Raw genomic sequence first — 23,227 nt, 5'->3', positions numbered from 1 at the left:
CCGTTCCCGGACAGGCTCGGGCCGAGTGGTCGAACCAAGGCGTGGCCCTTCTGCCTCTTGGACGACAGTTCGCAGCGGTCCGACTCACGGGCGCCCTGGTGTACGCGGCCGTGGGGTCCGACGACCCGTTCGTCGTAGCCGTCGCGCTCTCCCTGCGCCTTCGGGGTCCGGTGATCCACGACCACCGTGTCGCAGGACCCACCTACTACGCGCTCATCCAGTGGCACGCCGGACTGGTCTGGGATCGCGACGAGTTGGCACCTTGTCTGGAAGGCGAGACCTGTCTTGGGGTTCCTTCTCTCGGCCGCCAAGGGCCACCAGGAACCTACTGGGCTGTACTGCCGCGCTATGACGGTGACCTCTGCCGACCGCAGGCGGTACGGGAGTTGATCGACGCGGGACATCAGCGGCTTCGGGAGGATCCATGCACGCATCACACGCTTGGCGCCAGCGACTCTCCACCGGCACAGCAGTCGCACAGGAGGAGGTGAACGGCTGGTACCGCGAGACTCCCCGAGGCAAGGGATACGTCCCCGCCATGGTCTGGGGCACCCTCCAGACGGAAGCGTACGCAACCATCGTCCTGCGGCGCGTCGTGGCGTTCCTCGATGTGCCGGACGACGTAGCCGCTGGAGCGGCCAAGCGCATGGAGCGGCAGCAGGTGCTCTACGACGGCGAGCACCACTACGACGTGGTCCTCGGTGAGCAGGCCCTCTACACCGACATCGGTGGGCCGAAGGTGATGACAGAGCAGTTGGAACGGCTCCTGCGGGACATCGGTCTGCCCTCTCTCTCGCTCGGGGTCCTGCCACGTGCCGCCGAGGTGGCGTGCGTGCCCGCACCAGGGTTCAACCTCCACGGTGATGGCCGCGCTCACTACGAACTCGTGTCGGGCAGCGTCGACATCGTTGACCCTGCTGAAGTGGACCTGCATGAGAAGGCGTTCGGCGCGCTGAGCGCCGCCGCCTGCTACGGGGACGCCGCCGAGGAACTCATCAGGCAGGCGTTGGCCTTCTGGAGGGACGTCTGACCTCACGTCGGCTGTGCTGCGGGTCTGGCCGCCCGGCTTCAGCGAGCATGGCGACTGCCGGGGATGCGGCCAGGCGAGAGGGACAATGCCTGGAGTCGGATGTTTTTTGTGATCCAGGAGACCCCCATGCCCAAGATCCCCACCGCCCTCGTAGCCTCCGTCGGGCTCATCGGTGGTTATGGCGTCGCCCGGTGGAGCGGGCGGCGGGAACTCGGTGGAGGTGTGCTCGCCCTCGGTGGGGCCGCCGCCGCGTGGCAGTGGCGGCAGCGGGCCGGGGTCAGGGCCGCCGGGGCGCTCACCGCCGGGTACCTCGTCGCCTTCGGGGTCTCCCATCCCCTCGCGAAGAAGGTCGGCGCCTGGCCCGCCGTGTTCGGGGTCACCGGCGCCGTCGCTCTCGCCTCCTGGGCCGTCGCCGACCGGCACGGGTGACACCCCGGGCCCGTCCCGCTGTCACTGTCACCGACCGCCGCGGGTGAGACCGGAGCCCGTCCCGCTGTCACCGTCACCGACCGCCGCGGCTGACACCGGAGCCCGTCCCGCTGCCACCGTCACCGACCGCCGTGGCTGACACCGGAGCCCGTCCCGCTGCCACCGTCACCGGAGCCGACCGCCGCGGGTGACGAACTCGGGCCCGTCCCACTCCCCCTCGCCCTCACTCCCCCGAGTGCCCGTCACCCCCGGTGCGACACCACGTTCACCACCCTCCCCGTCGGGTCCCGGACGAAGAAGCGGCGTACTCCCCACTCCTCGTCACGGAGGTCGTGCACGATCTCCGCTCCCCGGGCGCGGCAGCGGGCGTAGACCTCGTCCACGTCCGCCACCTCCACGCTCAGGTCCGGGTCCACGGGTGCCGTGCGGTCCCGCAGGGAGAAGGTGATCTGCGCCGTGGGGTTCGACGGTGACGCCAGCGTCGACACCCAGCCCAGGTCCATCGCCTCCTCCAGGCCCAGCGTGGCGTAGAAGTCCTTGCTCGCCCGCATCTCCTCCTCGGACCCCACCCTGATGTCCGGCACCACTCTGCGTACGGTCATCGCCCCGGTCTTCTCCTCGTCATCGGCACCTGAGCCGGCCCCTTCACCGCATCGGTCCTTCCGCACATCCAGCCGTCGACCCGTCCGCCCGCCCACGCGTGCGCCTCCCGCACCGCCTCAGAGCCGCCCGCTGACGGCTCCTAGGACCCCACCTCCGACAGCGGCCTCGCCACGTCCTCCAGGGCGCGGCGTTCCGCCTTCACCGCGAGGAAGGCCGCCACCAGGCCCGCCGCGCACATCAGGCCCGCGCCGATCTGGAAGGCCAGGACCGTGTCGCCGACCACGCCCGACTCCGTGAGGTCGGCGAAGACCAGCGGGCCGCTGATGCCGCCGACGGCCGTGCCGAGGGCGTAGAAGAACGCGATGGACATCGCCCGCGTCTCCATCGGGAAGATCTCCGAGACCGTGAGGTAGGCGCTGGACGCCCCCGCGGAGGCGAAGAACAGGACCACGCACCAGCAGGCCGTCAGGGTCGTCGCGTCCAGGGAGCCTCGGTCGAAGAGCCAGGCCGTCCCGAACAGCAGCACGCCCGAGAGCAGGTACGTCGAGGAGATCATGATCCGGCGGCCCACCGAGTCGAACAGCTTGCCCAGCAGGAGGGGGCCGAAGAAGTTGCCGACGGCGATGACGGCGAAGTAGTAGCCGGTGTTGCCGGTCGGGACGTCGTAGAACGTGGTCAGGATCGCGCCGAAGCCGAAGGTGATCGCGTTGTAGAGGAACGCCTGGCCGATGAAGAGGGAGAAGCCGAGCACCGCCCGTTTGCGGTAGGTGGAGAAGACCGTGCGGGCGATCTCGCCGAAGCCGACGCTGCCGCGCTGGTGGATGGTGATCTGCGACTCGGGGCGCGGCAGGGCCGTGCCGGTCTCCGCCTCCACCTTGCGTTCGATGGACGTGACGATCTCCTCGGCCTCCGCCTCCCGCCCGTGGATCAGCAGCCAGCGCGGGCTCTCCGGGACGTGCCTGCGGACCAGGAGGATCACCGAGGCGAGGACCGCGCCGAGCGCGAACGTCAGCCGCCAGCCGAGGTCCTTGGGGAAGACCGACTCGTTGAGGGCGAGGATCGCCAGCAGCGAGCCGATCACCGCCCCCGCCCAGAAGCTGCCGTTGATGGCGAGGTCGACCCGGCCGCGGTACTTCGCCGGGATCAGCTCGTCGATGGCGGAGTTGATGGCCGCGTACTCGCCGCCGATGCCGAAGCCGGTGAGGAAGCGGAAGAGGAAGAACCACCAGCTGGAGAACGACACCGCGGTGAGCGCCGTCGCCACGAGGTAGACCGCCAGCGTGATCATGAACAGCTTCTTGCGGCCCCACCGGTCCGTCAGGCGCCCCCAGAAGAGGGCGCCCGTGCAGGCACCCGCCACGTACAGGGCGGCGGCGATGCCGGTGATCTGGCCGGAGCTGATGGACAGCCCGCTGCCCGGCTCGGAGAGCCGGCCGGCGATGTTCCCGACGACCGTGACCTCCAGGCCGTCGAGGATCCACACCGTGCCGAGGCCGATGACGATCGTCCAGTGCCAGCGCGACCAGGGCAGACGGTCCAGGCGTGCCGGGATGTCGGTGGTGAGGGTGTGGCCGCGCTCGGCCCGCGTCTCGGTCATGGGCTCCCTCCTCATTGAGCGGAACCCCTGCCGGATGCCCCCGAGCGGAGGGACTACGCCCCCAGCGCCCGTGACACCGTATAGATCAGCAGTCCCGCCAGTGATCCCACCACCGTGCCATTGATCCGGATGAACTGCAGGTCGCGGCCGATGTGCGCCTCGATCTTCCGGGTGGTGTGCTCGGCGTCCCAGCCCGCCACGGTGTCCGTGATGAGGGACGTGATCTCGCCCCGGTAGGTGGTGACGACGTAGACCGCGGCGCCCTCCACCCAGCCGTCCACCTTGGCCTGGAGCCTGGCGTCGTGGGCCATCCGGGCGCCCAGGGAGAGCAGCGAGGCCCGCACCCGCAGCCGCAGTTCGCTGCGCTCGTCCTCGGCCGCCGAGACGATCATGGACCGTACGGCCGTCCAGGCGGACGCGATGAGGTCCTGGACCTCGCCGCGGCCCAGCACCTCGGTCTTGAGCCGCTCGACCCGGGCGCGGGTCTCGGTGTCGGACTGGAGGTCGGTGGCGAAGTCGGCCAGGAAGCGGTCGAGGGCGCCGCGCGCGGGGTGGGTGGGCATGTCGCGCATCTCGGTGACGAAGCGCAGCAGCTCCTTGTAGACGCGCTCGCCGACCCGCTTGTCCACGAAGCGCGGGGTCCAGCCGGGGGCGCCGCCCTGGACGGCGTCCATGACCTGCTCGTCGTGGAGGACGAGCCAGTCGTGCGCGCGGGCGACGACCAGGTCGACGACCCTGCGGTGGCCGCCGTCGGCGACGACCCGGTCCAGCATCTTGCCGATGCCGGGCGCGATCTCCTGGGCGTCGGCCCTGCGGGTGATCGCCTCGCCGACCACGGCCTGGACGTCGGAGTCGCGCAGCACCGTCAGGGCGCCCCGGAGCGCCGCCGACAGCTCGGCGGTGACGCGGTCCGCGTGCTCGGGGTCGGCGAGCCAGGTGCCGAGCCTGCCGCCGATGCCGACGGCCCGCAGCCGCCCGCGCACGACGTCCTCGGAGAGGAAGTTCTCGCCGACGAACTCGCCCAGGGAGACGCCGAGCTGGTCCTTCTTGGTCGGGATGATCGCGGTGTGCGGGATGGGCAGGCCGAGCGGGTGCCGGAAGAGGGCCGTGACGGCGAACCAGTCGGCCAGGGCGCCGACCATGCCGGCCTCGGCCGCGGCGGCGACGTACCCCGCCCAGGCGCCCGCGCCGGAGTTCTGCGCCCACTTCGCGACGACGTAGACGAGCGCGACGAACAGCAGCAGGCCGGTCGCCGTGAGCTTCATGCGGCGCACCCCGCGCTGCTTCTCCTCGTCGGCCGCGCTGAACGTCGTCATCGTGCGGACGGGGGCCGGGGCGGCGCCGTCCCGGCCGCCGGGCGCGGGGCCGCCGGGGCGCCCGCCGTCCGTGCCGCCCTGCTCACCTGCACCGGTTTGATCTGGTTCCGTGCGTTCCATCCGCTCCACCCGTTCGTGATCTCGTGCACACATTGTCCCTTCCTGACCGACTACTGGAACGGAACAGGAGTTCCCCGCGTCATGCTGGAGGGGGAGCTCATCCGTGAACTCCGGTGACCCAATGGGGGGTCCTGTTCCACTACCCCTCATCTCATGACGCATCATGGGATGATCACATCGGAGCCTGGGGCTCCCGTTCGCTCGAGGAGACACGCACCGCATGACCAGGCGTCACGGTTATGCCCTGCTTTCCGCGATCATCGCGCTGGTCGTGGGCCTGTCGGCCGCCATATACGCAGGGGCAGCGGCGAAGGACGACGGTGGCGACACCAGCAGGAGCAGCCTCACCAGAGGCGGCAGGCCCCACAACTCCGCCGCACCCGCCTCCACCGGCACCTGGGTCGGCGCCTGGTCCGCCTCCCCGGCGGGCGCCGAACCCGGCACCGAGACCGAGGGCTACGCGGGGCGCTCGGTCCGCAACGTCGTGCACACCGGCATCGGCGGCAGCAGCGCCCGCGTCACCTTCTCCAACCTCTACGGCCAGTCGGCGCTGACCATCGGACACGCCACCATCGCCGTCGCCGCCCGCACCGGCACCGCCTCCGCCGCCCCGGAGACCATGCGGCGGCTGACCTTCGACGGCAGCACCGCGGTCGTCGTCCCGGCCGGGCAGCAGGTGCTCAGCGACGCGGTGCGGCTGCTCGTCCCGCACGACAGCGACCTCCTCGTCACCACCTACTCCCCCACCGCCTCGGGCCCGGTCACCTACCACCCGCACGCCCGCCAGCTCTCCTACCTCGGCCAGGGCGACCTCACCGAGGACGTCACCGGCGCCGGGTACACCGAGCAGACCCCGTACTGGCGGTACCTGACCTCGCTCGACGTGCTGAGCAACGACTCCGAGGGCACCCTGGTCGCCTTCGGCGACTCGCTCACCGACGGCATCACCTCCACCCTCAACGCCAACCACCGCTGGCCCGACGTCCTCTCCGAGCGGCTGCGCACGGCGATCGAGTCCGGCACCGACCTGCCCCGCTACAGCGTCGTCAACGAGGGCATCAGCGGCAACCAGATCCTCGCCGACGGCCTCGGCCGCCCCGCCGACAACCAGAACGGGCTCGGCCGCTTCTCCCGCGACGTCCTCGGCCGGACCAACGTGAAGGTCGTCGTCATCGACCTGGGCGTCAACGACATCCTGCGCAACCCGCAGCTCGCCGACCCGAACGCCATCGTCACCGGGCTGCGCTCCCTGGTCCGCCAGGCGCACGCCCGCGGCATCAAGGTGATCGGCGCGACCCTCATGCCGTTCCAGGGCCACCGCGGCTACACCCCGGCCCGCGAGAACGTCCGCCGCCAGGTCAACGCCGTGATCAGGTCGGGGAAGGTCTTCGACCAGGTCGTCGACTTCGACCAGGCGCTGCGCGACCCCTTCGACCCGCGCAGGCTGCGCCCCGAGTACGACTCGGGTGACCACCTCCACCCCAGCGACAGGGGCTACGCGCGGATGGCCCAGACGTTCGACCTCACCAGCCTGAAGGGCTCCGCCCCGGCGGAGCTGTAGGACGCGGGGCACGCGGGGAGCGGACCCTCAACGGTCGCCGAAGCGGCGGTCCTCCCGCTCCTCGCGCCGCCGCCGGTGCCGCTCGACGTGCTCCTCTCTTGGGCGAACTCGCGGATCAGCGGGTATTGCGGCGGAAAGTCCTGACCGGACCGTCCACGGGGACCGAGAGGGGGGAGGCAACCTTGTCACTGTGCGGTGCCACCGCAGGCGCTCGTACCCGATGCCGTCGGCCTCGGTGAGGAGAAGGGCGGTCCATTCTGCCCCCGGGGCTGCCCGTCCGTACCTTTCCCGGACGGCTTCCTCTTCTGTACAGAGGAGGAGTACCAAGCCGTGAGGAGGGTCGTCCCTGCATGCGCGCCAAGAAGCGGCCGGAGAACGGTCAACGGAGCCTGCCTGACCCGACGCGACAGACCGCCGCAAGGGCGCAGCCCGCCGTCGGGAGCATGTCGGCTCAGGTGGTCGCGTCCTTGCAACGCACCGTCGGAAACGCGGCGGTGGCACGGATGATCGCAGAGCGGCGCGGCACAGGCCGGGGGCACGAGCAGGCAGCGCCGCGGCCTGCGGTGCACGATGTCCTTCGCTCGGCAGGGCAGCCGCTGGGCGAGCGGCTGCGCACGGAGATGGAGGCCCGTTTCGGGGGTGTGGACTTCAGCGATGTACGCGTGCATTCGGATGTCGCTGCCGGGCACTCGGCGAGCGAGATCGGCGCCCGTGCTTATGCCTCTGGAAGCCACATCGTCGTCGGCGAAGGCGGCGCGGACAAGCACACGTTGGCCCACGAGCTGACCCACGTCGTCCAGCAGCGCCGGGGCCCTGTCGCTGGCACGGACAACGGGCACGGCCTGCGAGTGAGCGACCCGTCCGACCGTTTCGAGCGCGAAGCCGAAGCCACCGCGCGGCGGGTGATGTCCGAGCCGGTGAGCGAGCACCGGCACACCGATGGCCGCGCACCGGCGCGGTCGGCGGCACACCCCCAGGCGGCGCAGACCCACCACGTCCAGCGTGCGCCGGGCAGTTCCTCGGACGAGTTCGGCGACGATGGTGTCACTGAGCAGGACTTCAGAGATGGTAGCCGCGCGCGGTTCATCACCCTCCTCTACGGAGAGTTCGACCGTTCCAACCAGTGGGACTTGAGCGGCACGCAAGGACGCGACAACACCATCACCCACTTCACGGCGTCGAAGCGGCCGAAGAAGCGTTCGAGGCCCAGGTCCTTCTCGGAAACACCGGAGGTGAAGGAACTTCGACGGGTGTCGATAGCCGTCAAGACCTATCTCCAGAACCAGAGGCTGAACCCCGTGGAGGTGCAGGCCGCCATCGGCACGCACGGCGGCCTCCTCGTCGCGGCCAACGACGCCAGGTCGAACGAGCACATGCAGGGCCTGTTCACGAGGGCCAGCGGCGCTCAGGTCCTGGGCACCATGATCGAGGACACCCGCCAGAAGGGCCTTCCCACCGAGCCCAGGAATCAGGAGGCGATACACGGCCGCGGCATCCGGCAGCACACGAAGGTGAAACCGCAGGCCAGCTCGCCCCTGAACCTCCCGGCCCTCCAGGGCGCGCTGGCCACCGGGGTCACGGTGGCGACGGACGGCGAGCCCGGTCTGCACGCGGAGCGCCGGATCGCCGCTCGCAACGGCGGCGTCACCCCGGATCACCTCGGCGGAACCAAGCGCCCCTGCCCGTCGTGCGCAGCGGCGCTCTACCCCGCGGGGAACCCGGACGTGCACCCGGGGATCTTCCGCTCCGACGACGTCTCCAACATCGGCTTCCCCGAGTACGACCACGGTGACTTGGGAAGCGAGGAGACCCGGGCACGGTCGATGTTCCAGAAGATCAACAGCGTGGTCGAGAACACGTACGTGACGGTGACGAAGCGGGGCGTGGAGGTTCCAGAAATGGGATCGGAATCGGAGTCCGACCCGGAGTGACGCCCTGGAGTGCGCCCCGGTGGAAGCGGCCTCACCCCCGCCGGGGCGAATCGGGTCCCGGCGGGTGGACGTCCGCCGGGGAGGAGGCGGGCAGTTCGCGCCCCGCCGCCCTGCGGTCGAGCTTCTCCTGGCGGCGCTCCTCCTTCAGCCGCTGCCGCTCCGCCTTCGTCACCTTGCGCTCGATGCCCACGCCGCCCCAGAACGCGAACCCGCTGACGACGACGCGCGGGGCCCCCGGGTCGCCCTGGACGCCCTCCTCGCGGCTGTCGAAGCCGCCCATGACGCCGATGCCCCGCACCACGACCGGGATGCCCGGCGGCACGATCACATGCAACCCGCCCATGATCGCGACGCAGTTGATCTGCACCTCGCCCGCCGCGAAGTCCGCCTCGCGCAGGTCTATCTCGCCGCCGCCCCAGAAGGCGAAGCAGGTGAAGCGCCGGGGCATGGTCCAGCGGCCCCGGCGCTGGAAGCCGGACATCACGGCGACCGCCCAGGACGAGGAGTGCTCGTCGTGGCCGATCCGGCTCGCCCAACTCCCGTCCGCCACCGGCTCCTTGCGCAGGTCGACGGACGGGTGCGGCTGCCCCGCCGACGCGAGCGGCACCGGCGGCACCGGCACCCCGGGCACCGGCAGGTCCCGGGTGAGCGGCGTCAGCTCGCCGTAGGTGCGGGCCCGGTAGGCGGCCTCCAGACGCTCCTCGAACTCCTCCATGTCGAGGCGGCCCTCCGCGAGGGCGTCCCGCAGGATCTCGGCGACCCGGTCACGGTCGGCGTCGGAAGCCCGGAGCTCCGGTACTGCGTCGTCGGTCATGCTCAGCAGCCTACGAGTTCGCCCGGCCGTCGGCTACGAGTCCGCCCTGCTCCGGATCAGCGGCCCCGCCCGCCCCGCCCGCGTACATCGTGGCGATCACCGACTCGATGTCCGGCTCCCGCACCGAGAGGTCCACCAGCGGGTACGTGGCGGCGATCCGCGCCACCAGCGGCGCCGCCGACGCGTCCGCCGGGAACGCCAGCCACTGCCGCGGCCCCTCCACCCGCACCACCCGGGCGGGCGGCGCCACGATCGGCGGCGCCTCCCGCTCCAGGTCGACCACCAGGGTCCGTTCGCTCCGCCCCACCTCGTGCAGCCCGGCGGGCGGGCCGTCGTACATCATCCGGCCGTGGTCGATCACCATCACCCGGGAGCAGAGCTGCTCGATGTCCTGGAGGTCGTGCGTGGTCAGCAGCACCGTCGTGCCGCGCTCGGCGTTCAGCTCGCGCAGGAACCTCCGCACCCGGGCCTTGGAGATGACGTCGAGGCCGATCGTCGGCTCGTCCAGGTACAGCACCTCGGGGTCGTGCAGCAGCGCCGCCGCGATGTCGCCGCGCATCCGCTGCCCGAGCGACAGTTGCCGCACCGGAGTGTTCAACAGGTCCTCCAGTTCCAGGAGTTCGACGCAGCGGTCGAGGTTCTCCCGGTAACGCCCGTCCGGGATGCGGTACATGCGGTGCATCAGCCGGTAGGAGTCGATCAGCGGGAGGTCCCACCAGAGCGTCGTGCGCTGTCCGAACACCACGCCGATCCGGTGCGCCAGACGCATCCGTTCACGGGCCGGGTCGATGCCCGCGACCCGCAGCCGCCCGCCGCTGGGCGTCAGGATGCCGGTCAGCATCTTGATGGTCGTCGACTTCCCGGCGCCGTTCGGCCCGATGTAGCCGACCATCTCGCCGCGCGCCACCGTGAAGGAGATCGCGTCGACGGCCCGCACCTCGTGCCGCCGGCGGGTGAACAGCCCGGTCCTGCGGCGCACTTCGAAGACCTTCTCGACCCGGTCCAGCTCGATGAAGGCGCGGCCGCCCCCGTCACCCTCGCCCATGCACCGACCGTCCTCTCCCTCGTCCCCGCCGAGCGCGCTCCGCCCGCCGTCCACGCGTCAACTCCCCGTGCTCCGGTACGACCTGATCCCCGCCCGCCACGCCAGCCCGGAGAGCGCCAGGGACACCCCCGCCACCAGCGGCGACCCGGCCGCCACCCACCCCGGCAGCTCCAGCGGCAGCGGGCGCCCGAGCAGGTACGCCGCCGGGACCCAGTTGACGAAGGCCAGCGGCAGCACGAACATCACCCCGCGCACCAGCTCCCGCCCGAAGACGGTCGGCGGGTACTGGAGCAGCGTCGTCCCGCCGTAGGTGAACGCGTTCTGCACCTCCGACGCGTCCTGCGCCGCGAACTGGAAGGCCGCGCCCGCCACGAACACCGCACAGAAGATCCCCGCGCCGCTCACCACCGCCACCGGCAGCAGCAGCGCCTTCGCCACGGTCCAGTCGATGTCGACGGCCGTCAGCGCGTACCCGAGGACCAGCGCGCCCTGGGTGATCCGGCCGAGCCTGCGCAGCGCGAACCGGTCGGCGGCGACCTGGGCGAGGACCGGCGCGGGCCGCACCAGCAGGGTGTCCAGGGTGCCGTCGCGCACCCGCTGCCCGAGCCGCTCCATGGAGCCGACGGCGAGGTCCGCGATCCCGAAGGCCACGCTCGACATCCCGTACAGGAGGGCGACCTCGGGCAGCGGCCAGCCGCCGAGCGAGCCGACCCGGGAGAACATCAGCAGGATCGTCACGAAGTCCAGGCCGGTCACCGCGAAGTTGGTGACCGTGGTCAGCGCGAAGGACGCCCGGTAGGCCATGGTCGAGCGGATCCACATCGCGCTGATCAGTCCGTAGGTCCGCACCGCGGTCACCGTCCTGGACCGCTCCGCCGTCTCAGCCACCCTGCACGACCACCCTCCGTGTCGCCGCCGACTGCACCAGCCGCCCGAGCGCGAGCAGCGCCACCGCCCAGGCGCCCTGGAAGGCGAAGGTGGCCCACAGGTCGGCCTCGCCGAGGAGCACGTCCGCGGGCCGCTGGAGCAGCCCCGACCACGGCAGCAGCCGGACGACGTCGCCGAGCGCCCCCGGGAACACGTTCAGCGGGAGCATCATCCCGGAGGCGAACATCCCCGCGAGCAGGGTGATCTGTGCCACTCCCGTGCCGTCCAGCAGCCAGAACGTGGAGAGCGCCATCAGGTAGCGGATCGCGAAGCTGACGACCATCCCGAGGACCACCGCGACCAGGAACGCGGCCCAGGTCGTCCAGCCGCCGGGCAGCGCCATCGGGAACAGCAGCGCGCCGCACAGGAAGGGCAGCACTCCCCGTCCGACCAGTTCGAACAGGGCCCGGCCCAGGTCGGTGGCCAGCCACCACAGCTGGAGGTCGGCCGGGCGGTACAGGTCGACGGCGATGTCCCCGGTCCTGATCCGCTCCATCAGCTCCGTCTCGACCCGGCTGCCGCCGATCGCGAGGGTCGACAGGAGCGCCTGTCCCACCCACACATAGGTGACGGCCTGCGTCCGGTCGTACCCCCCGAGGTGGGGTTTCTGGTCCCACAGGGCGATGTAGGTGTACGCGAGGATGAGCCCGAAGACCGTGTTGGTGAACACCCCGGCGGCGGTGGCGACCCGGTAGGTCGCGTACCGTCTGAAGCCGCCCGCCGCGACGGCCGTGTACAACCGTCCCGAGCCCATCAGAAGCCCTCCCAGACCGTTCCGACACCGAAGCGCAGGAGCCTAGTCCGCAGGTGGTGACGTACGCCACGGGTTTTCCGGACCGGAAGCGCGCCGCGAGAAGGGAACGGAACGGCTGGTGCGAGAGTCTTCAGGAGGGGGCGCAGTGGCGTTACGAGGGCGTACGGGAACGTACGACGCGAAACAGGAGTCCGTGCACGCATGAGTGACGAGCAGCAGCCGGCCGAGGGCTGGGCACCGAGAGAGCCGCAGGCTGCCGAGGAGGGGGACGGGGCGAAGCCCAAGCGGCCCAAGCGCACCGGGTGGCGCCGGATCGTCCCGAGCTGGCGGGTGGTGCTCGGCACCCTCGTGCTGGGGGTGCTGGTCCTGGTGGGCCTGTTCTTCCTCGGCTACTCGCTGGTGAAGATCCCGCCCGCCAACGCGCTCGCCGTGAAGCAGAGCAACGTCTACCTGTACGCGGACGGTTCGCAGCTCGCCAGGGACGGTGAGATCAACCGCGAGAACGTGGGTCTGGCGCAGGTCTCCAAGGACGGCCAGCACGCCGTGCTCGCCGCCGAGGACCGGGACTTCTACACCGAGTCCGCGATCGACGTGAAGGCGATGCTGCGGGCGGGCTGGAACACGGCGCTCGGCAAGGGCAAGCAGTCCGGTTCGACGATCACCCAGCAGTACGTGAAGAACTACTACCTGGGCCAGGAGCAGACCGTCACCCGCAAGGTGAAGGAGTTCTTCATCTCGATCAAGCTGGACCGCACGGAGTCCAAGGACCAGATCCTGGAGGGCTACCTCAACACCAGCTACTTCGGCCGCAACGCGTACGGCGTGCAGGCCGCCGCGCAGGCGTACTACGGCATGGACGCCACCGACCTGGACCCGGCGCACGGCGCGTACCTGGCCGCGCTGGTGAACGCGCCGAGCGAGTACGACGTCGTCGCCCACCCGGAGAACAAGCCGGCGGCGCTGGCCCGCTGGAACTACGTCCTGGACGGCATGGTCAAGAAGGGCTGGCTGAGCGAGGCGAAGCGGACCGGGCTGAAGTTCCCGATGCCGAAGGAGCAGACGATCTCCACCGGTCTCTCCGGGCAGCGCGGCTACATCGTGGACGCGATCAAGGACTACCTCACCGAGAACAAGATCGTCGACAAGGAGGACCTGGAGGCGGGCGGTTACCGCATCACGACCACGCTGGACCGCGCCAAGCAGGACGCCTTCGTCGCGGCCGTCGACGACCAGGTGATGAAGAAGCTCGACAAGAAGGGCCGCAAGGTCGACACCTACGTCCGCGCGGGCGGCGCCTCCGTCGACCCGAAGACCGGCCGGGTCGTCGCGATGTACGGCGGCGTCGACTACGTCCAGCAGTACACCAACGGCGCGACCCGCGGCGACTTCCAGGTCGGCTCGACCTTCAAGCCGTTCGTGTTCACCTCGGCCGTGCAGAACGGCTCGCGGACCCAGAGCGGCCAGACCATCTCGCCCAACACCTACTACGACGGCACCAACAAGCGTCCGGTGCAGGGCTGGAACGGCGGCCCCTACGCCCCGGAGAACGAGGACGACGTCTCCTACGGCCGGATCACCGTGCGCACCGCCACCGACAAGTCCGTCAACTCGGTCTACGCGCAGATGGCCGCGGACGTCGGCCCGGCCAAGGTCAAGAAGACCGCCATCGAGCTGGGCATCCCGTCCGACACCCCGGACCTGAGCCCCGGCCCGGCCATCGCGCTCGGCACCGCGACCGCGAGCGTCCTGGACATGGCGGAGTCGTACGCGACCCTCGCCAACCACGGCAAGCGCGGCACGTACACGATGATCGACTCGATCACCCGGGACGGCAGGGACAAGGTCGAGCTGCCCGAGCGCGACGTCCACCAGGCCGTCACCCGGGAGGCCGCCGACACCACCACGTCGGTCCTGCAGAGCGTCGTCGAGAACGGCACCGCGAGCGCCGCGCAGGCCGCGGGCCGCCCCGCGGCGGGCAAGACCGGCACCGCGGAGGAGGACAAGGCCGCCTGGTTCGCCGGGTACACGCCCGACCTCGCGACCGTCGTCGCCGTCATGGGCCAGGACCCGGTGACCGCGCAGCACAAGCCGCTCTACGGCGCGATGGGTCTCGCCCGCGTCAACGGCGGCGGACCGCCCGCCCAGATCTGGGCGCAGTACACGAAGGCCGCGCTGAAGGGGAAGGCCGTCAAGGACTTCGACCTGCAGCTCCAGGAGGGCGCCGACCAGGTCGCCCCGTCGTCCGAGGAGCCCTCGCCCCCCGGCAGCGGCGACGACGGCGGCACCGACGGCGGCCAGGGCGACCAGGGCGCCACCCAGGGCCAGGACAACGGCGGCACGGGCACCGACGGCGGCGCCACCACCGACGGCACCACCGGCAGCACCCCGACCGGGGGCACCCCCACGGACGGCGGCACCGACACCACCGGCGGGACCGGCGGCACCGACACCGGCGGCACCACGGGCGGCGCCACCGGGACGACGGGCGGGACGACGTCCGGCGCCGACACCGGCGGGACGACGGGCCCGGCCACCGGAGGCACCGGGGGGCCGGGCGGCACCGGCACCACGGGCACCGCGGCGGGCCCGCTCAGCTCGGCGTTCAGGGACGAGGAGTGAGCGCGGTCCGTGCCGGTGCCGCGGGGCACCGGCACGGACCGGGTCAGTGACCGGAGGTCGCCTTCAGACCCACGACGGCGACCAGCAGCAGGCAGACGAAGAAGATCCGGGCGGCGGTGGCGGGCTCGCCCAGGACGACCATGCCGAGCACCGCGGCCCCGGCGGCGCCGATGCCGACCCAGACGCCGTAGGCGGTGCCGATGGGCAGGGTGCGGGTGGCGTAGGACAGCAGCAGCATGCTGGCGATGATGCCCGCGCCGGTGAAGAGGCTGGGGACCAGGCGGGTGAAGCCGTCGGTGTACTTCATACCGATCGACCAGCCGACCTCCAGCAGACCGGCGACGACGAGCAGGACCCAGGCCATGAGAGGCACCTCCGGGACGTGACGGGTACGGGGGTGCGTCGTCTTTGCCGTGGTGCAGCCCGGTACGGCGCGTCTCGTCGGGGTCCTCCCACGCTAGCAAACCGCCCGAGCGCGCGAGAAGGGCCGGTGACCAGGGTCACCGGCCCTTCTCGCGGCCGTCTCAGAGGTAGAGGCCGGTCGAGTCCTCGGACCCCTCGAACCGGTCCGCGGCCACGGCGTGCAGGTCGCGCTCGCGCATCAGCACGTACGCCACGCCCCGCACCTCGACCTCGGCACGGTCCTCCGGGTCGTACAGGACCCGGTCGCCGGGCTCCACCGTGCGCACGTTCTGGCCGACGGCGACCACGTCGGCCCAGGCGAGGCGCCGGCCGACGGCCGCCGTCGCCGGGATGAGGATGCCGCCGCCGGAGCGCCGCTCGCCCTCGGCCGCGTCCTGCCGGACGAGGACGCGGTCGTGCAGCATCCGGATGGGCAGCTTGTCGGGGTGGGTGCTGTGGTCGTCTCTGCTTGCGCTCACGCCCTGAACCTACCTGTCCTCACCGCGTGCGTACGCCGCCGGGTCAGCGCCCGCGGCGCCGGGCACCGAGGGCGAGCAGCCCGACGACCCCGACGACCACCAGGGCCGCGGGGACGACGCGTTCCAGACGCGGGGCGCCCTCCTCGTCGACGAACTGGGCCCGTACCTGGCTCACCGCCCGGTTCACGCCGACGTAGGCGCGTCCGACCGTGTGATCGATGTTGCCGACGACCTTGGCCTTCGTGTCCCCGACGATCGTCTTCGGGTGCACGCGCACCCCGATCTCGTCGAGGGTCTCGGCCAGCACCTCGCGGCGGCGCTTGATGTCCGCCTCGATCTGCGCCGGGTTTCTGGTGTCCGACGTGTCCGCCACCGTTCGGCCTCCGAAGTCTGCTGTCGCTGTTCTGGACAGTCTGTCAGTTCCAGCCGTCGCCGCACGGTCAGGACCCCCGGTTACGCTGGCCCAATGAGCGAGCGACTCCAGCCCGGGGACGTTGCCCCCGACTTCACCCTCCCCGACGCCGACGGCAACGAGGTGACCCTGTCCGCCCACAAGGGCCGCAAGGTCATCGTCTACTTCTACCCCGCGGCCCTCACACCAGGCTGCACCAAGCAGGCCTGCGACTTCACCGACAACCTCGACCTGCTGGCGGACGCGGGCTACGACGTCATCGGCGTCAGCCCCGACAAGCCGGAGAAGCTGGCGAAGTTCCGCGAGCAGGAGTCCCTGCGGGTGACTCTCGTCGGCGACCCGGACAAGACGGTCCTGGAGACGTACGGCGCCTTCGGCGAGAAGAAGCTGTACGGCAAGACGGTCGTCGGCGTCATCCGCTCCACCGTGGTGGTGGACGAGGAGGGCCGGGTGGAACGGGCCCTGTACAACGTGAAGGCGACCGGCCACGTGGCGAAGATCATCAAGGATCTGGGCGTCTGAGCGACCCCCGGCCCCTCCCCCGACGGCCCGCGCCGGGACGACCTCCCGGCGCGGGCCGTTCGTGTGTCCGCACGACGGCCGCCTCGCTGTTCCGTACGAGCAACGAACGCGGTGGCCGAAAACGGAGGGGCCGATGGGCGCGGGTCGGGTCCGGGTCGGCGGGGAGTACCGCGGTTCCGCCGGACCCCGGAGCGCGGGCTGGTGGAGCTGCCTCCCGATCACGCCCGCCGGATCCCTGGTGCCGGGGCGGCAGAAGGCGGTGAGCGGCTCCCGGTACGATGTCGGACGGCTGGCGGCGGTGGCGCAATGGCGACGCAGCAGACTTAGGATCTGTGGCCCCTGATCGGGCTTGAGGGTTCGAATCCCTTCCGCCGCACCGGGAACGGCCTGCGCATCGTCCATCGATGCGCAGGCCGTCTCTCGTGCCGTGGCTCAGCCCACCAGCTCCCGCACCACCGGCACCAGCGCCCGGAACGCCTTGCCGCGGTGGCTGATCGCGTTCTTCTGCGCCGGGGTCAGTTCCGCGCAGGTGCGGGTCTCGCCGTCGGGCTGGAGGATCGGGTCGTAGCCGAAGCCGTTGGTGCCGGACGGGGCGGTGCGCAGGGTGCCGGTGAGGCGGCCCTCGACCACGCGTTCGGTGCCGTCCGGGAGGGCCAGGGCGGCGGCGCAGGCGAAGTGGGCCGCGCGGTGCTCGTCGGCGATGTCCGAGAGCTGGGCGAGGAGCAGGTCGAGGTTGGCCCGGTCGTCGCCGTGCCGTCCGGCCCAGCGGGCGGAGAAGATGCCGGGGGCGCCGTTCAGGACGTCGACGCAGAGCCCCGAGTCGTCGGCGACGGCGGGCAGGCCGGTGGCGCGGGCCAGGGCGTGGGCCTTGAGGAGGGCGTTCTCCGCGAAGGTGACGCCGGTCTCCCGGACGTCGGGGATCTCGGGAAAGGCGTCCGCGCCGACCAGGTCGTGCGGGAGCCCGGCCTCGGCGAGGATCGCCCTCAGCTCGGTGATCTTTCCGGCGTTGCGGGTGGCGAGGATGAGGCGGCTGGTCATGGGACCAGTATTCCGCTCCCCCCGGGCCGCCCAGCCCGGGGGCGGGTGTGCGGCCGGGGCGGGTCCGCTACGCCGTGCACACCTTCGTCAGTTCGCCCGCCGCGTCGGTGAGCGGGCCGACGTCCGGGGTGGTGTCGCCGTCCCTGACGGCCGCGCGGACGTTGTCCACCGCGTCGCCGAGGCTCTCGACGGCCTTGTTGACGTCCGCGTTGGCGGTCTTGTCGCCTATCGAGGCGAGGTCCTTGTCGATGGAGGTGAGGGTCTCGTCGAGGCGGCCCGGGTCGTCCGACGCGTTCTCCACGGCCTGCTGGAGGCGGGTGACGCTGTCGGCGATGGTGTCGGCGGTCTGGACGCAGTCCAGGGCCTTGTCGACGGCGTCGCAGCCGGTGGTCACTCCCGCGGTCAGGGCCACCGCGGCGGCGGCGATGACGGCGAAACGGCGACGGCGGCTCACGGCCATGGCGGTGTTCCCTCCCCTGTCTCCCGGGCCCGCGGGCCCCGTGATCTGGTCGGGCGCACGGTGGTGTGCCGTGCGCCCGCACTGGCGAAGACGCCGTGCCGGACCCGGGGGTTGCCCCCGCCGTCCGCTTTTCTTGGTCTTTCCTTTACTTTTCGAGGACGGCGGCGAGGGCCGCGCGCTGGGCGGCCGCGAGGTCGGCGCACCCGGCGACGGCGAGGTCGAGCAGGGAGTTCAGCTCGTCGCGGGCGAACGGCTCGGCCTCGGCGGTGCCCTGGACCTCGACGAAGCGGCCGTCGCCGGTGCAGACGACGTTCATGTCGGTGTCGGCCCTGACGTCCTCCTCGTAGCAGAGGTCGAGCAGCGGGACGCCGCCGACGATGCCGACGGAGACCGCGGAGACCGTGCCCACCAGGGGCCGCCGGCCGTGCTTGACGAGCTTGCGCTCCTGCGCCCAGGTGACGGCGTCGGCGAGGGCGACGTACGCGCCGGTGATGGCGGCGGTGCGGGTGCCGCCGTCGGCCTGCAGGACGTCGCAGTCGAGGACGATGGTGTTCTCGCCGAGCGCCTTGTAGTCGACGACGGCGCGCAGCGAGCGGCCGATGAGGCGGGAGATCTCGTGGGTGCGGCCGCCGATGCGGCCCTTCACGGACTCGCGGTCGCCGCGGGAGTTGGTGGCGCGCGGGAGCATGGAGTACTCGGCGGTGACCCAGCCCTCGCCGCTGCCCTTGCGCCAGCGGGGGACGCCTTCCGTGACGGAGGCGGTGCAGAAGACCTTCGTGTCGCCGAAGGAGACGAGGACGGAGCCCTCGGCGTGCTTGCTCCAACCGCGTTCGATGGTGATCGGGCGGAGCTGTTCGGGCGTGCGGCCGTCGATACGAGACATGGCGAGGAGCCTAGCCGCAGCAGCCGGAAGGGCCCCTCCCGCGGGGGAAAGGGGCCCTTCCGGCGGAGCGCGCGGGACGCGCGCGCCGCTCACATCATGTCTTCGATCTCCGCGGCGATCGGGTCCGCGTCGGTGCCGATGACGACCTGGATCGCGGTGCCCATCTTGACGACGCCGTGGGCGCCCGCGGCCTTGAGGGCGGCTTCGTCGACCTTGCTCGCGTCGTGGACCTCGGTGCGGAGGCGGGTGATGCAGCCCTCGATCTCGTCGATGTTGTCGATGCCGCCGAGGCCGGCGACGATCTTCTCAGCCTTGCTGGCCATGCTTTTCTCCCTGATCCGAACCGCTTTGTCGCAGTAACCCACAGTTGGCCCAACTTCGCGAGCGGTCATGTCGCGGGTGCCGAATGATGGCGTTCACGACAGCGGAGCCGTCCGCCAACTGGTCTACACCAGAGGGGGTACGGCCGCCAAACGCGGAGTCCGGAGGGATCGCCCGATGACCGCCGACAGCACCGCCGCCTCCGGCCGCGGCCGCTGGAGCGACCTCTTCCAGGGGCTCCAGAAGATGGGCCGCAGCCTCCAGCTCCCGATCGCGGTGCTGCCCGCGGCCGGCATCCTCAACCGGCTCGGCCAGCCGGACGTGTTCGGGGACCAGGGGCTCGGCTGGACGAACGTCTCCAAGGTGATGGCGGGCGCGGGCGGCGCGCTGCTGGACAGCTCGCTGGGGCTGCCGCTGCTGTTCTGCGTGGGCGTGGCGATCGGGATGGCCAGGAAGGCGGACGGTTCGACGGCGCTGGCGGCGCTGGCCGGGTTCCTCGTCTACTACAACGTGCTGCACCAGTTCCCGAAGGACTGCGTGCGCGGCGCGAAGTCGGTGGCCGGGATCGGCTGCCAGGCCCCGGACAACTCGGTGTCGGCGTTCACCTACCAGAACCCGGGGGTGTTCGGCGGGATCGTGCTGGGGCTGCTGGCCGCGTTCTTCTGGGCGCGCTACCACCGCACCCGGCTGGTGGACTGGCTCGGCTTCTTCAACGGGCGGCGGCTGGTGCCGATCATCATGGCGTTCGTGGGGATCGCGGTGGCGGCGGTCTGCCTGTGGGTCTGGCCGCCGGTCGGCTACGCGCTGGAGAGCTTCTCCGACTGGCTCGACGGCCTGGGTGCCTGGGGCGCCGGGGTGTTCGGGGTGGCGAACCGGGCGCTGCTGGTGGTGGGGCTGCACCAGTTCCTGAACGTGCCCATCTGGTTCCAGTTCGGCAGTTGGACGGAGCCGGACGGGACGGTGGTGCACGGCGACATCAACATGTTCCTCGCGGGCGACCCGAACGCCGGGCAGTTCACCTCGGGCTTCTTCCCGATCATGATGTTCGCGCTGCCCGCGGCGGCGCTGGCGATCACGCACTGCGCCCGCCCCGAGCGCCGCAAGGAGATCGGCGGGCTGATGCTGTCGGTGGCGCTGACGTCGTTCGTCACCGGGATCACCGAGCCGATCGAGTACTCGTTCCTGTTCGTGGCACCGGCGCTGTACGCGGTCCACGCGGTGCTGACCGGGGTGTCGATGGCGGTGACGTGGGGGCTCGGGGTGCACGACGGCTTCAGCTTCTCGGCGGGGCTGATCGACTACGCGATCAACTGGAACCTGGCGACGCGGCCGTGGGCGATCGTACCGATCGGCCTGTGCTTCGCCGCCGCCTACTACGTCGTCTTCCGGTTCGCGATCACGCGGTTCGATCTGCGGACGCCCGGCCGGGAGGCGGAGGACGTGCGGGAGGACGTCACCAAGGCCTGACGGCGGCCGCGCGCGGCGCGGCTCCCACGGCCCTCCGGCCACCGGTCGGGGGGCCTTCGCCATGGGCGGCCGGGGCGGTCGGGCGGGCACGCGGGGTAGCGCCGCGGTCGCAGAGGCAGTGGGTTCCTTATCCAGCCTTCATCGTGCTACAACAGGTCTACACCACTAAGTGGTGTAGACCAGAGACGCCGCCGTCCCTCTCCCCCTTGGGCTCCGGGCGGCGCCCTGCCCACTGGAGGAAGTTGTGACCACGGCCAGCGCCGCTCCCGCGGCCGGCGAGAAGAAGAAGGGCGCCGGCGCGATGGCTGTCCTCCAGCGCATCGGCCGCAGCCTGATGCTGCCGGTGGCCGTGCTGCCCGCCGCCGCGCTCCTGGTGCGCCTCGGCAACACGGACATGCTGGGACGCCCCTCCTTTCCCACGTTCCTGACGAAGATCGCGTCCTTCATGGCCGCGGGCGGCAACGCGATCCTCGACAACATGGCGCTGCTGTTCGCCGTGGGCATCGCGATCGGCTTCGCCAAGAAGTCGGACGGCTCCACCGCGCTCGCCGCGGTCGTCGGCTACCTGGTCTTCAAGAACGTCCTCGCCACGTTCACCGACAAGAACCTGCCGAAGGTGGCGACCGCCGTCGACGGCAAGGTCGTCATGGTGGACGCCCCGGTGGACGCGAAGGTCCTCGGCGGTGTCGTCATGGGCATCGTGGTGGCCCTGCTGTACCAGCGCTTCCACCGCACCAAGCTGCCCGACTGGGCGGGCTTCTTCGGCGGCCGCCGCCTGGTGCCGATCCTGTCGGCCTTCGCGGGCCTGCTGATAGGCGTCGTCTTCGGCTACATCTGGCCGGTGCTCGGCACGGGTCTGCACAACTTCGGTGAGTGGCTGGTCGGTTCGGGCGCCGTCGGCGCGGGCATCTTCGGTGTCGCCAACCGCGCGCTGATCCCGATCGGCATGCACCACCTGCTGAACTCCTTCCCCTGGTTCCAGGCGGGCGAGTACCACGGCAAGAGCGGTGACATCGGCCGCTTCCTGGCCGGTGACCCCACCGCGGGCCAGTTCATGACCGGCTTCTTCCCGATCATGATGTTCGCCCTCCCGGCCGCGTGCCTGGCGATCGTGCACTGCGCGCGGCCCGAGCGCCGCAAGGTCATCGGCGGCATGATGTTCTCGCTGGCGCTGACGTCCTTCGTGACCGGTGTCACCGAGCCCATCGAGTTCACGTTCATGTTCATCGCGCCGGTCCTCTACGCGATCCACGCGGTCCTCACCGGTGTCTCGATGGCGCTGACCTGGGCGCTGGGCATGAAGGACGGCTTCGGGTTCTCGGCGGGCGCCGTCGACTTCGGTCTGAACCTGGGCATCGCCAGCAACCCGTGGGGCCTGGTGCTGGTCGGCCTGTGCTTCGCGGTCGTCTACTACGTGATCTTCCGGTTCGCGATCACCCGGTTCAACCTGCCCACCCCGGGCCGGGAGACCGACGAGGAACTCGCCGAGCTGCAGAAGGCCGAGGCGAAGTAGGCCCGCGCCACAGGGCCCGATACGCGGAAAGGGCTCCGGAACCCGTACAGGGTTCCGGAGCCCTTTCCGCGTCCGTGCGCGGGGTCAGATCTCGTACGTCCGGCGGGGCACCGCCAGCTCGACGGGACCGCTGAACGCCGTCCGCGCGTCCCGCAGGTTGATCTGCGGGTCCGTCCACGGCGGGATGTGGGTGAGGACCAGCCGCCTGGCGCCCGCGCGGGCCGCGGACTCCCCCGCCTCGCGGCCGTTGAGGTGCAGGTCGGGGATGTCCTCCTTGCCGTGTGTGAAGGCCGCCTCGCACAGGAACAGGTCGGTGTCCCGGGCCAGTCCGTCCAGGGCGGGGCTGACGCCGGTGTCACCGGAGTAGGTCAGCGACCGGCCGCCGTGCTCGACCCGGATGCCGTACGCCTCGACGGGGTGGGCCACGCGTTCCGTGTGCACCGTGAACGGGCCGATGTCGAAGGTGGACGGCTTGACCGTGTGGAAGTCGAAGACCTCGCTCATCGAGGAGGCCGAGGGGGTGTCGGCGTAGGCGGTGGTCAGCCGGTGCTCGGTGCCCTCGGGTCCGTAGACCGGGATCGGGTCGCAGCGGCCGCCGTCGTGCCGGTAGTAGCGCGCGACGAAGTAGGCGCACATGTCGATGCAGTGGTCGGCGTGCAGATGGCTGAGGAAGATCGCGTCGAGGTCGTAGAGACCGCAGTGGCGCTGCAACTCGCCCAGGGCGCCGTTGCCCATGTCGAGGAGCAGCCGGAAGCCGTCGGCCTCTAGGAGGTAGCTCGAACAGGCCGATTCCACGGACGGGAACGACCCCGAGCAGCCGACGACGGTGAGCTTCATAAAGCAGAAACCTCCGCTGGCGGGAAGACCGGGAGGATCCGGGAACCGGACCGTCCGGAAGGTCGGGGAAATGGGGCGTCGGGGGTCGTGCGGTCCGTCGAGCGTAAGGCGCGAAACGCGCGGCGGCTCCTCCGCCAAGGGCTGTTG

General features: G+C 71.1%; 23 protein-coding genes, 1 tRNA gene and 1 riboswitch. Of the genes, 9 read left to right on the top strand and 15 right to left on the bottom strand.

The window, feature by feature from the left end; genetic code table 11:
• Positions 1-424: 424 nt before the first annotated feature.
• Together GA0115242_RS10485 and GA0115242_RS10480 are read left to right on the top strand one after the other, a co-directional pair.
• Positions 425-1,030 carry a DUF5753 domain-containing protein gene (locus GA0115242_RS10485; protein WP_093826919.1) on the top strand — a complete coding sequence of 202 codons (606 nt, stop codon included), beginning with the start codon at positions 425-427 and terminating at the stop codon, positions 1,028-1,030.
• 126 nt (positions 1,031-1,156) lie between these two features.
• Positions 1,157-1,459 (top strand): hypothetical protein, encoded by a 303-nt coding sequence (locus GA0115242_RS10480; RefSeq protein WP_093826917.1) that lies wholly within the window; start codon positions 1,157-1,159, stop codon positions 1,457-1,459.
• A gap of 242 nt (positions 1,460-1,701) precedes the next feature.
• On the opposite strand, the gene GA0115242_RS10475 is transcribed toward GA0115242_RS10480, so the two are convergent.
• The 3 genes from GA0115242_RS10475 to GA0115242_RS10465 form a co-directional block, all read right to left on the bottom strand.
• Complete coding sequence (locus tag GA0115242_RS10475; RefSeq protein WP_093826915.1) at positions 1,702-2,061, bottom strand: VOC family protein; 360 nt, start codon at positions 2,059-2,061, stop codon at positions 1,702-1,704.
• A gap of 140 nt (positions 2,062-2,201) precedes the next feature.
• Positions 2,202-3,659 carry an MFS transporter gene (locus GA0115242_RS10470; protein WP_093826912.1) on the bottom strand — a complete coding sequence of 486 codons (1,458 nt, stop codon included), beginning with the start codon at positions 3,657-3,659 and terminating at the stop codon, positions 2,202-2,204.
• Between the two features lie 53 nt (positions 3,660-3,712).
• Complete coding sequence (locus tag GA0115242_RS10465) at positions 3,713-5,128, bottom strand: DUF445 domain-containing protein (RefSeq protein ID WP_256089400.1); 1,416 nt, start codon at positions 5,126-5,128, stop codon at positions 3,713-3,715.
• 187 nt (positions 5,129-5,315) lie between these two features.
• Here GA0115242_RS10465 and GA0115242_RS10460 point away from each other — a divergent pair, with 187 nt between their 5' ends.
• Both GA0115242_RS10460 and GA0115242_RS10455 read left to right on the top strand, forming a co-directional pair.
• The gene (locus GA0115242_RS10460) at positions 5,316-6,656 is read left to right on the top strand and encodes an SGNH/GDSL hydrolase family protein (RefSeq protein ID WP_093826910.1); all 1,341 of its coding nucleotides are present in this window, start codon (positions 5,316-5,318) and stop codon (positions 6,654-6,656) included.
• Positions 6,657-7,006: 350 nt separating this feature from the next.
• Entirely contained in the window at positions 7,007-8,587 is a 1,581-nt protein-coding gene (locus GA0115242_RS10455) for an eCIS core domain-containing protein (RefSeq protein ID WP_093826908.1), read from the top strand.
• Between the two features lie 31 nt (positions 8,588-8,618).
• Here the strand turns inward: GA0115242_RS10455 and GA0115242_RS10450 are convergent, their stop codons facing one another.
• Genes GA0115242_RS10450 through GA0115242_RS10435 form a run of 4 tightly spaced genes read right to left on the bottom strand, consistent with a single transcriptional unit; the run spans position 8,619 to position 12,127 of the window.
• Positions 8,619-9,401, bottom strand: coding sequence for a DUF1707 SHOCT-like domain-containing protein (locus GA0115242_RS10450; RefSeq protein WP_093826906.1), 783 nt, complete (start codon positions 9,399-9,401; stop codon positions 8,619-8,621).
• Between the two features lie 10 nt (positions 9,402-9,411).
• On the bottom strand, positions 9,412-10,446 hold the full coding sequence (locus tag GA0115242_RS10445; RefSeq protein ID WP_093826904.1) for an ABC transporter ATP-binding protein: 1,035 nt from the start codon (positions 10,444-10,446) through the stop codon (positions 9,412-9,414).
• 57 nt (positions 10,447-10,503) lie between these two features.
• The gene (locus GA0115242_RS10440; protein ID WP_256089399.1) at positions 10,504-11,334 is read right to left on the bottom strand and encodes an ABC transporter permease; all 831 of its coding nucleotides are present in this window, start codon (positions 11,332-11,334) and stop codon (positions 10,504-10,506) included.
• Positions 11,327-12,127 (bottom strand): ABC transporter permease, encoded by an 801-nt coding sequence (locus tag GA0115242_RS10435; protein ID WP_093826902.1) that lies wholly within the window; start codon positions 12,125-12,127, stop codon positions 11,327-11,329. Before GA0115242_RS10435 ends, GA0115242_RS10440 begins: the two co-directional genes overlap by 8 nt.
• A gap of 201 nt (positions 12,128-12,328) precedes the next feature.
• On the opposite strand from GA0115242_RS10435, the gene GA0115242_RS10430 reads away from it, so the two are divergent.
• Complete coding sequence (locus GA0115242_RS10430) at positions 12,329-14,746, top strand: transglycosylase domain-containing protein (protein WP_093826900.1); 2,418 nt, start codon at positions 12,329-12,331, stop codon at positions 14,744-14,746.
• 43 nt (positions 14,747-14,789) lie between these two features.
• Here GA0115242_RS10430 and GA0115242_RS10425 read toward each other — a convergent pair whose 3' ends face one another.
• The 3 genes from GA0115242_RS10425 to GA0115242_RS10415 form a co-directional block, all read right to left on the bottom strand.
• Positions 14,790-15,110 (bottom strand): quaternary ammonium compound efflux SMR transporter SugE, encoded by a 321-nt coding sequence (locus tag GA0115242_RS10425; RefSeq protein WP_093826898.1) that lies wholly within the window; start codon positions 15,108-15,110, stop codon positions 14,790-14,792.
• Between the two features lie 32 nt (positions 15,111-15,142).
• A riboswitch (guanidine-III (ykkC-III) riboswitch) is annotated at positions 15,143-15,215 on the bottom strand.
• A 55-nt stretch (positions 15,216-15,270) separates the two neighbouring features.
• On the bottom strand, positions 15,271-15,573 hold the full coding sequence (locus GA0115242_RS10420) for a GroES family chaperonin (protein ID WP_202555156.1): 303 nt from the start codon (positions 15,571-15,573) through the stop codon (positions 15,271-15,273).
• A gap of 97 nt (positions 15,574-15,670) precedes the next feature.
• Entirely contained in the window at positions 15,671-16,000 is a 330-nt protein-coding gene (locus GA0115242_RS10415) for a DUF3618 domain-containing protein (RefSeq protein WP_093826894.1), read from the bottom strand.
• 93 nt (positions 16,001-16,093) lie between these two features.
• On the opposite strand from GA0115242_RS10415, the gene bcp reads away from it, so the two are divergent.
• Both bcp and GA0115242_RS10405 read left to right on the top strand, forming a co-directional pair.
• Positions 16,094-16,561: a thioredoxin-dependent thiol peroxidase gene (gene bcp / locus GA0115242_RS10410; protein ID WP_093826892.1), complete on the top strand. Its 468-nt coding sequence runs from the start codon at positions 16,094-16,096 to the stop codon at positions 16,559-16,561.
• Between the two features lie 292 nt (positions 16,562-16,853).
• Positions 16,854-16,937: transfer RNA gene (locus tag GA0115242_RS10405), tRNA-Leu, on the top strand.
• A gap of 56 nt (positions 16,938-16,993) precedes the next feature.
• On the opposite strand, the gene rdgB is transcribed toward GA0115242_RS10405, so the two are convergent.
• From rdgB to GA0115242_RS10385, 4 genes are all read right to left on the bottom strand, one after another.
• Positions 16,994-17,599 (bottom strand): RdgB/HAM1 family non-canonical purine NTP pyrophosphatase, encoded by a 606-nt coding sequence (gene rdgB / locus GA0115242_RS10400; RefSeq protein ID WP_093826890.1) that lies wholly within the window; start codon positions 17,597-17,599, stop codon positions 16,994-16,996.
• 67 nt (positions 17,600-17,666) lie between these two features.
• Entirely contained in the window at positions 17,667-18,059 is a 393-nt protein-coding gene (locus GA0115242_RS10395) for a hypothetical protein (RefSeq protein WP_093826888.1), read from the bottom strand.
• 145 nt (positions 18,060-18,204) lie between these two features.
• Positions 18,205-18,942 (bottom strand): ribonuclease PH, encoded by a 738-nt coding sequence (rph, locus tag GA0115242_RS10390; RefSeq protein WP_093826886.1) that lies wholly within the window; start codon positions 18,940-18,942, stop codon positions 18,205-18,207.
• Between the two features lie 89 nt (positions 18,943-19,031).
• Positions 19,032-19,334 carry a glucose PTS transporter subunit EIIB gene (locus GA0115242_RS10385; RefSeq protein ID WP_093826884.1) on the bottom strand — a complete coding sequence of 101 codons (303 nt, stop codon included), beginning with the start codon at positions 19,332-19,334 and terminating at the stop codon, positions 19,032-19,034.
• 106 nt (positions 19,335-19,440) lie between these two features.
• Between GA0115242_RS10385 and GA0115242_RS10380 the strand changes: the two genes are divergently transcribed.
• Positions 19,441-20,730 (top strand): PTS transporter subunit EIIC, encoded by a 1,290-nt coding sequence (locus tag GA0115242_RS10380; RefSeq protein WP_093826882.1) that lies wholly within the window; start codon positions 19,441-19,443, stop codon positions 20,728-20,730.
• 244 nt (positions 20,731-20,974) lie between these two features.
• On the top strand, positions 20,975-22,243 hold the full coding sequence (locus tag GA0115242_RS10375) for a PTS transporter subunit EIIC (RefSeq protein WP_093826880.1): 1,269 nt from the start codon (positions 20,975-20,977) through the stop codon (positions 22,241-22,243).
• Positions 22,244-22,327: 84 nt separating this feature from the next.
• Here GA0115242_RS10375 and GA0115242_RS10370 read toward each other — a convergent pair whose 3' ends face one another.
• Positions 22,328-23,080, bottom strand: a complete 753-nt coding sequence (locus tag GA0115242_RS10370; protein WP_093826879.1) for an MBL fold metallo-hydrolase — start codon at positions 23,078-23,080, stop codon at positions 22,328-22,330.
• Positions 23,081-23,227 lie beyond the last annotated feature (147 nt).

This window comes from Streptomyces sp. SolWspMP-5a-2, assembly GCF_900091845.1.
Lineage (GTDB): Bacteria > Actinomycetota > Actinomycetes > Streptomycetales > Streptomycetaceae > Streptomyces > Streptomyces doudnae.
Note: the sequence above shows the minus strand (reverse complement) of the source record. Positions and strands in the feature narration are given on the sequence as shown.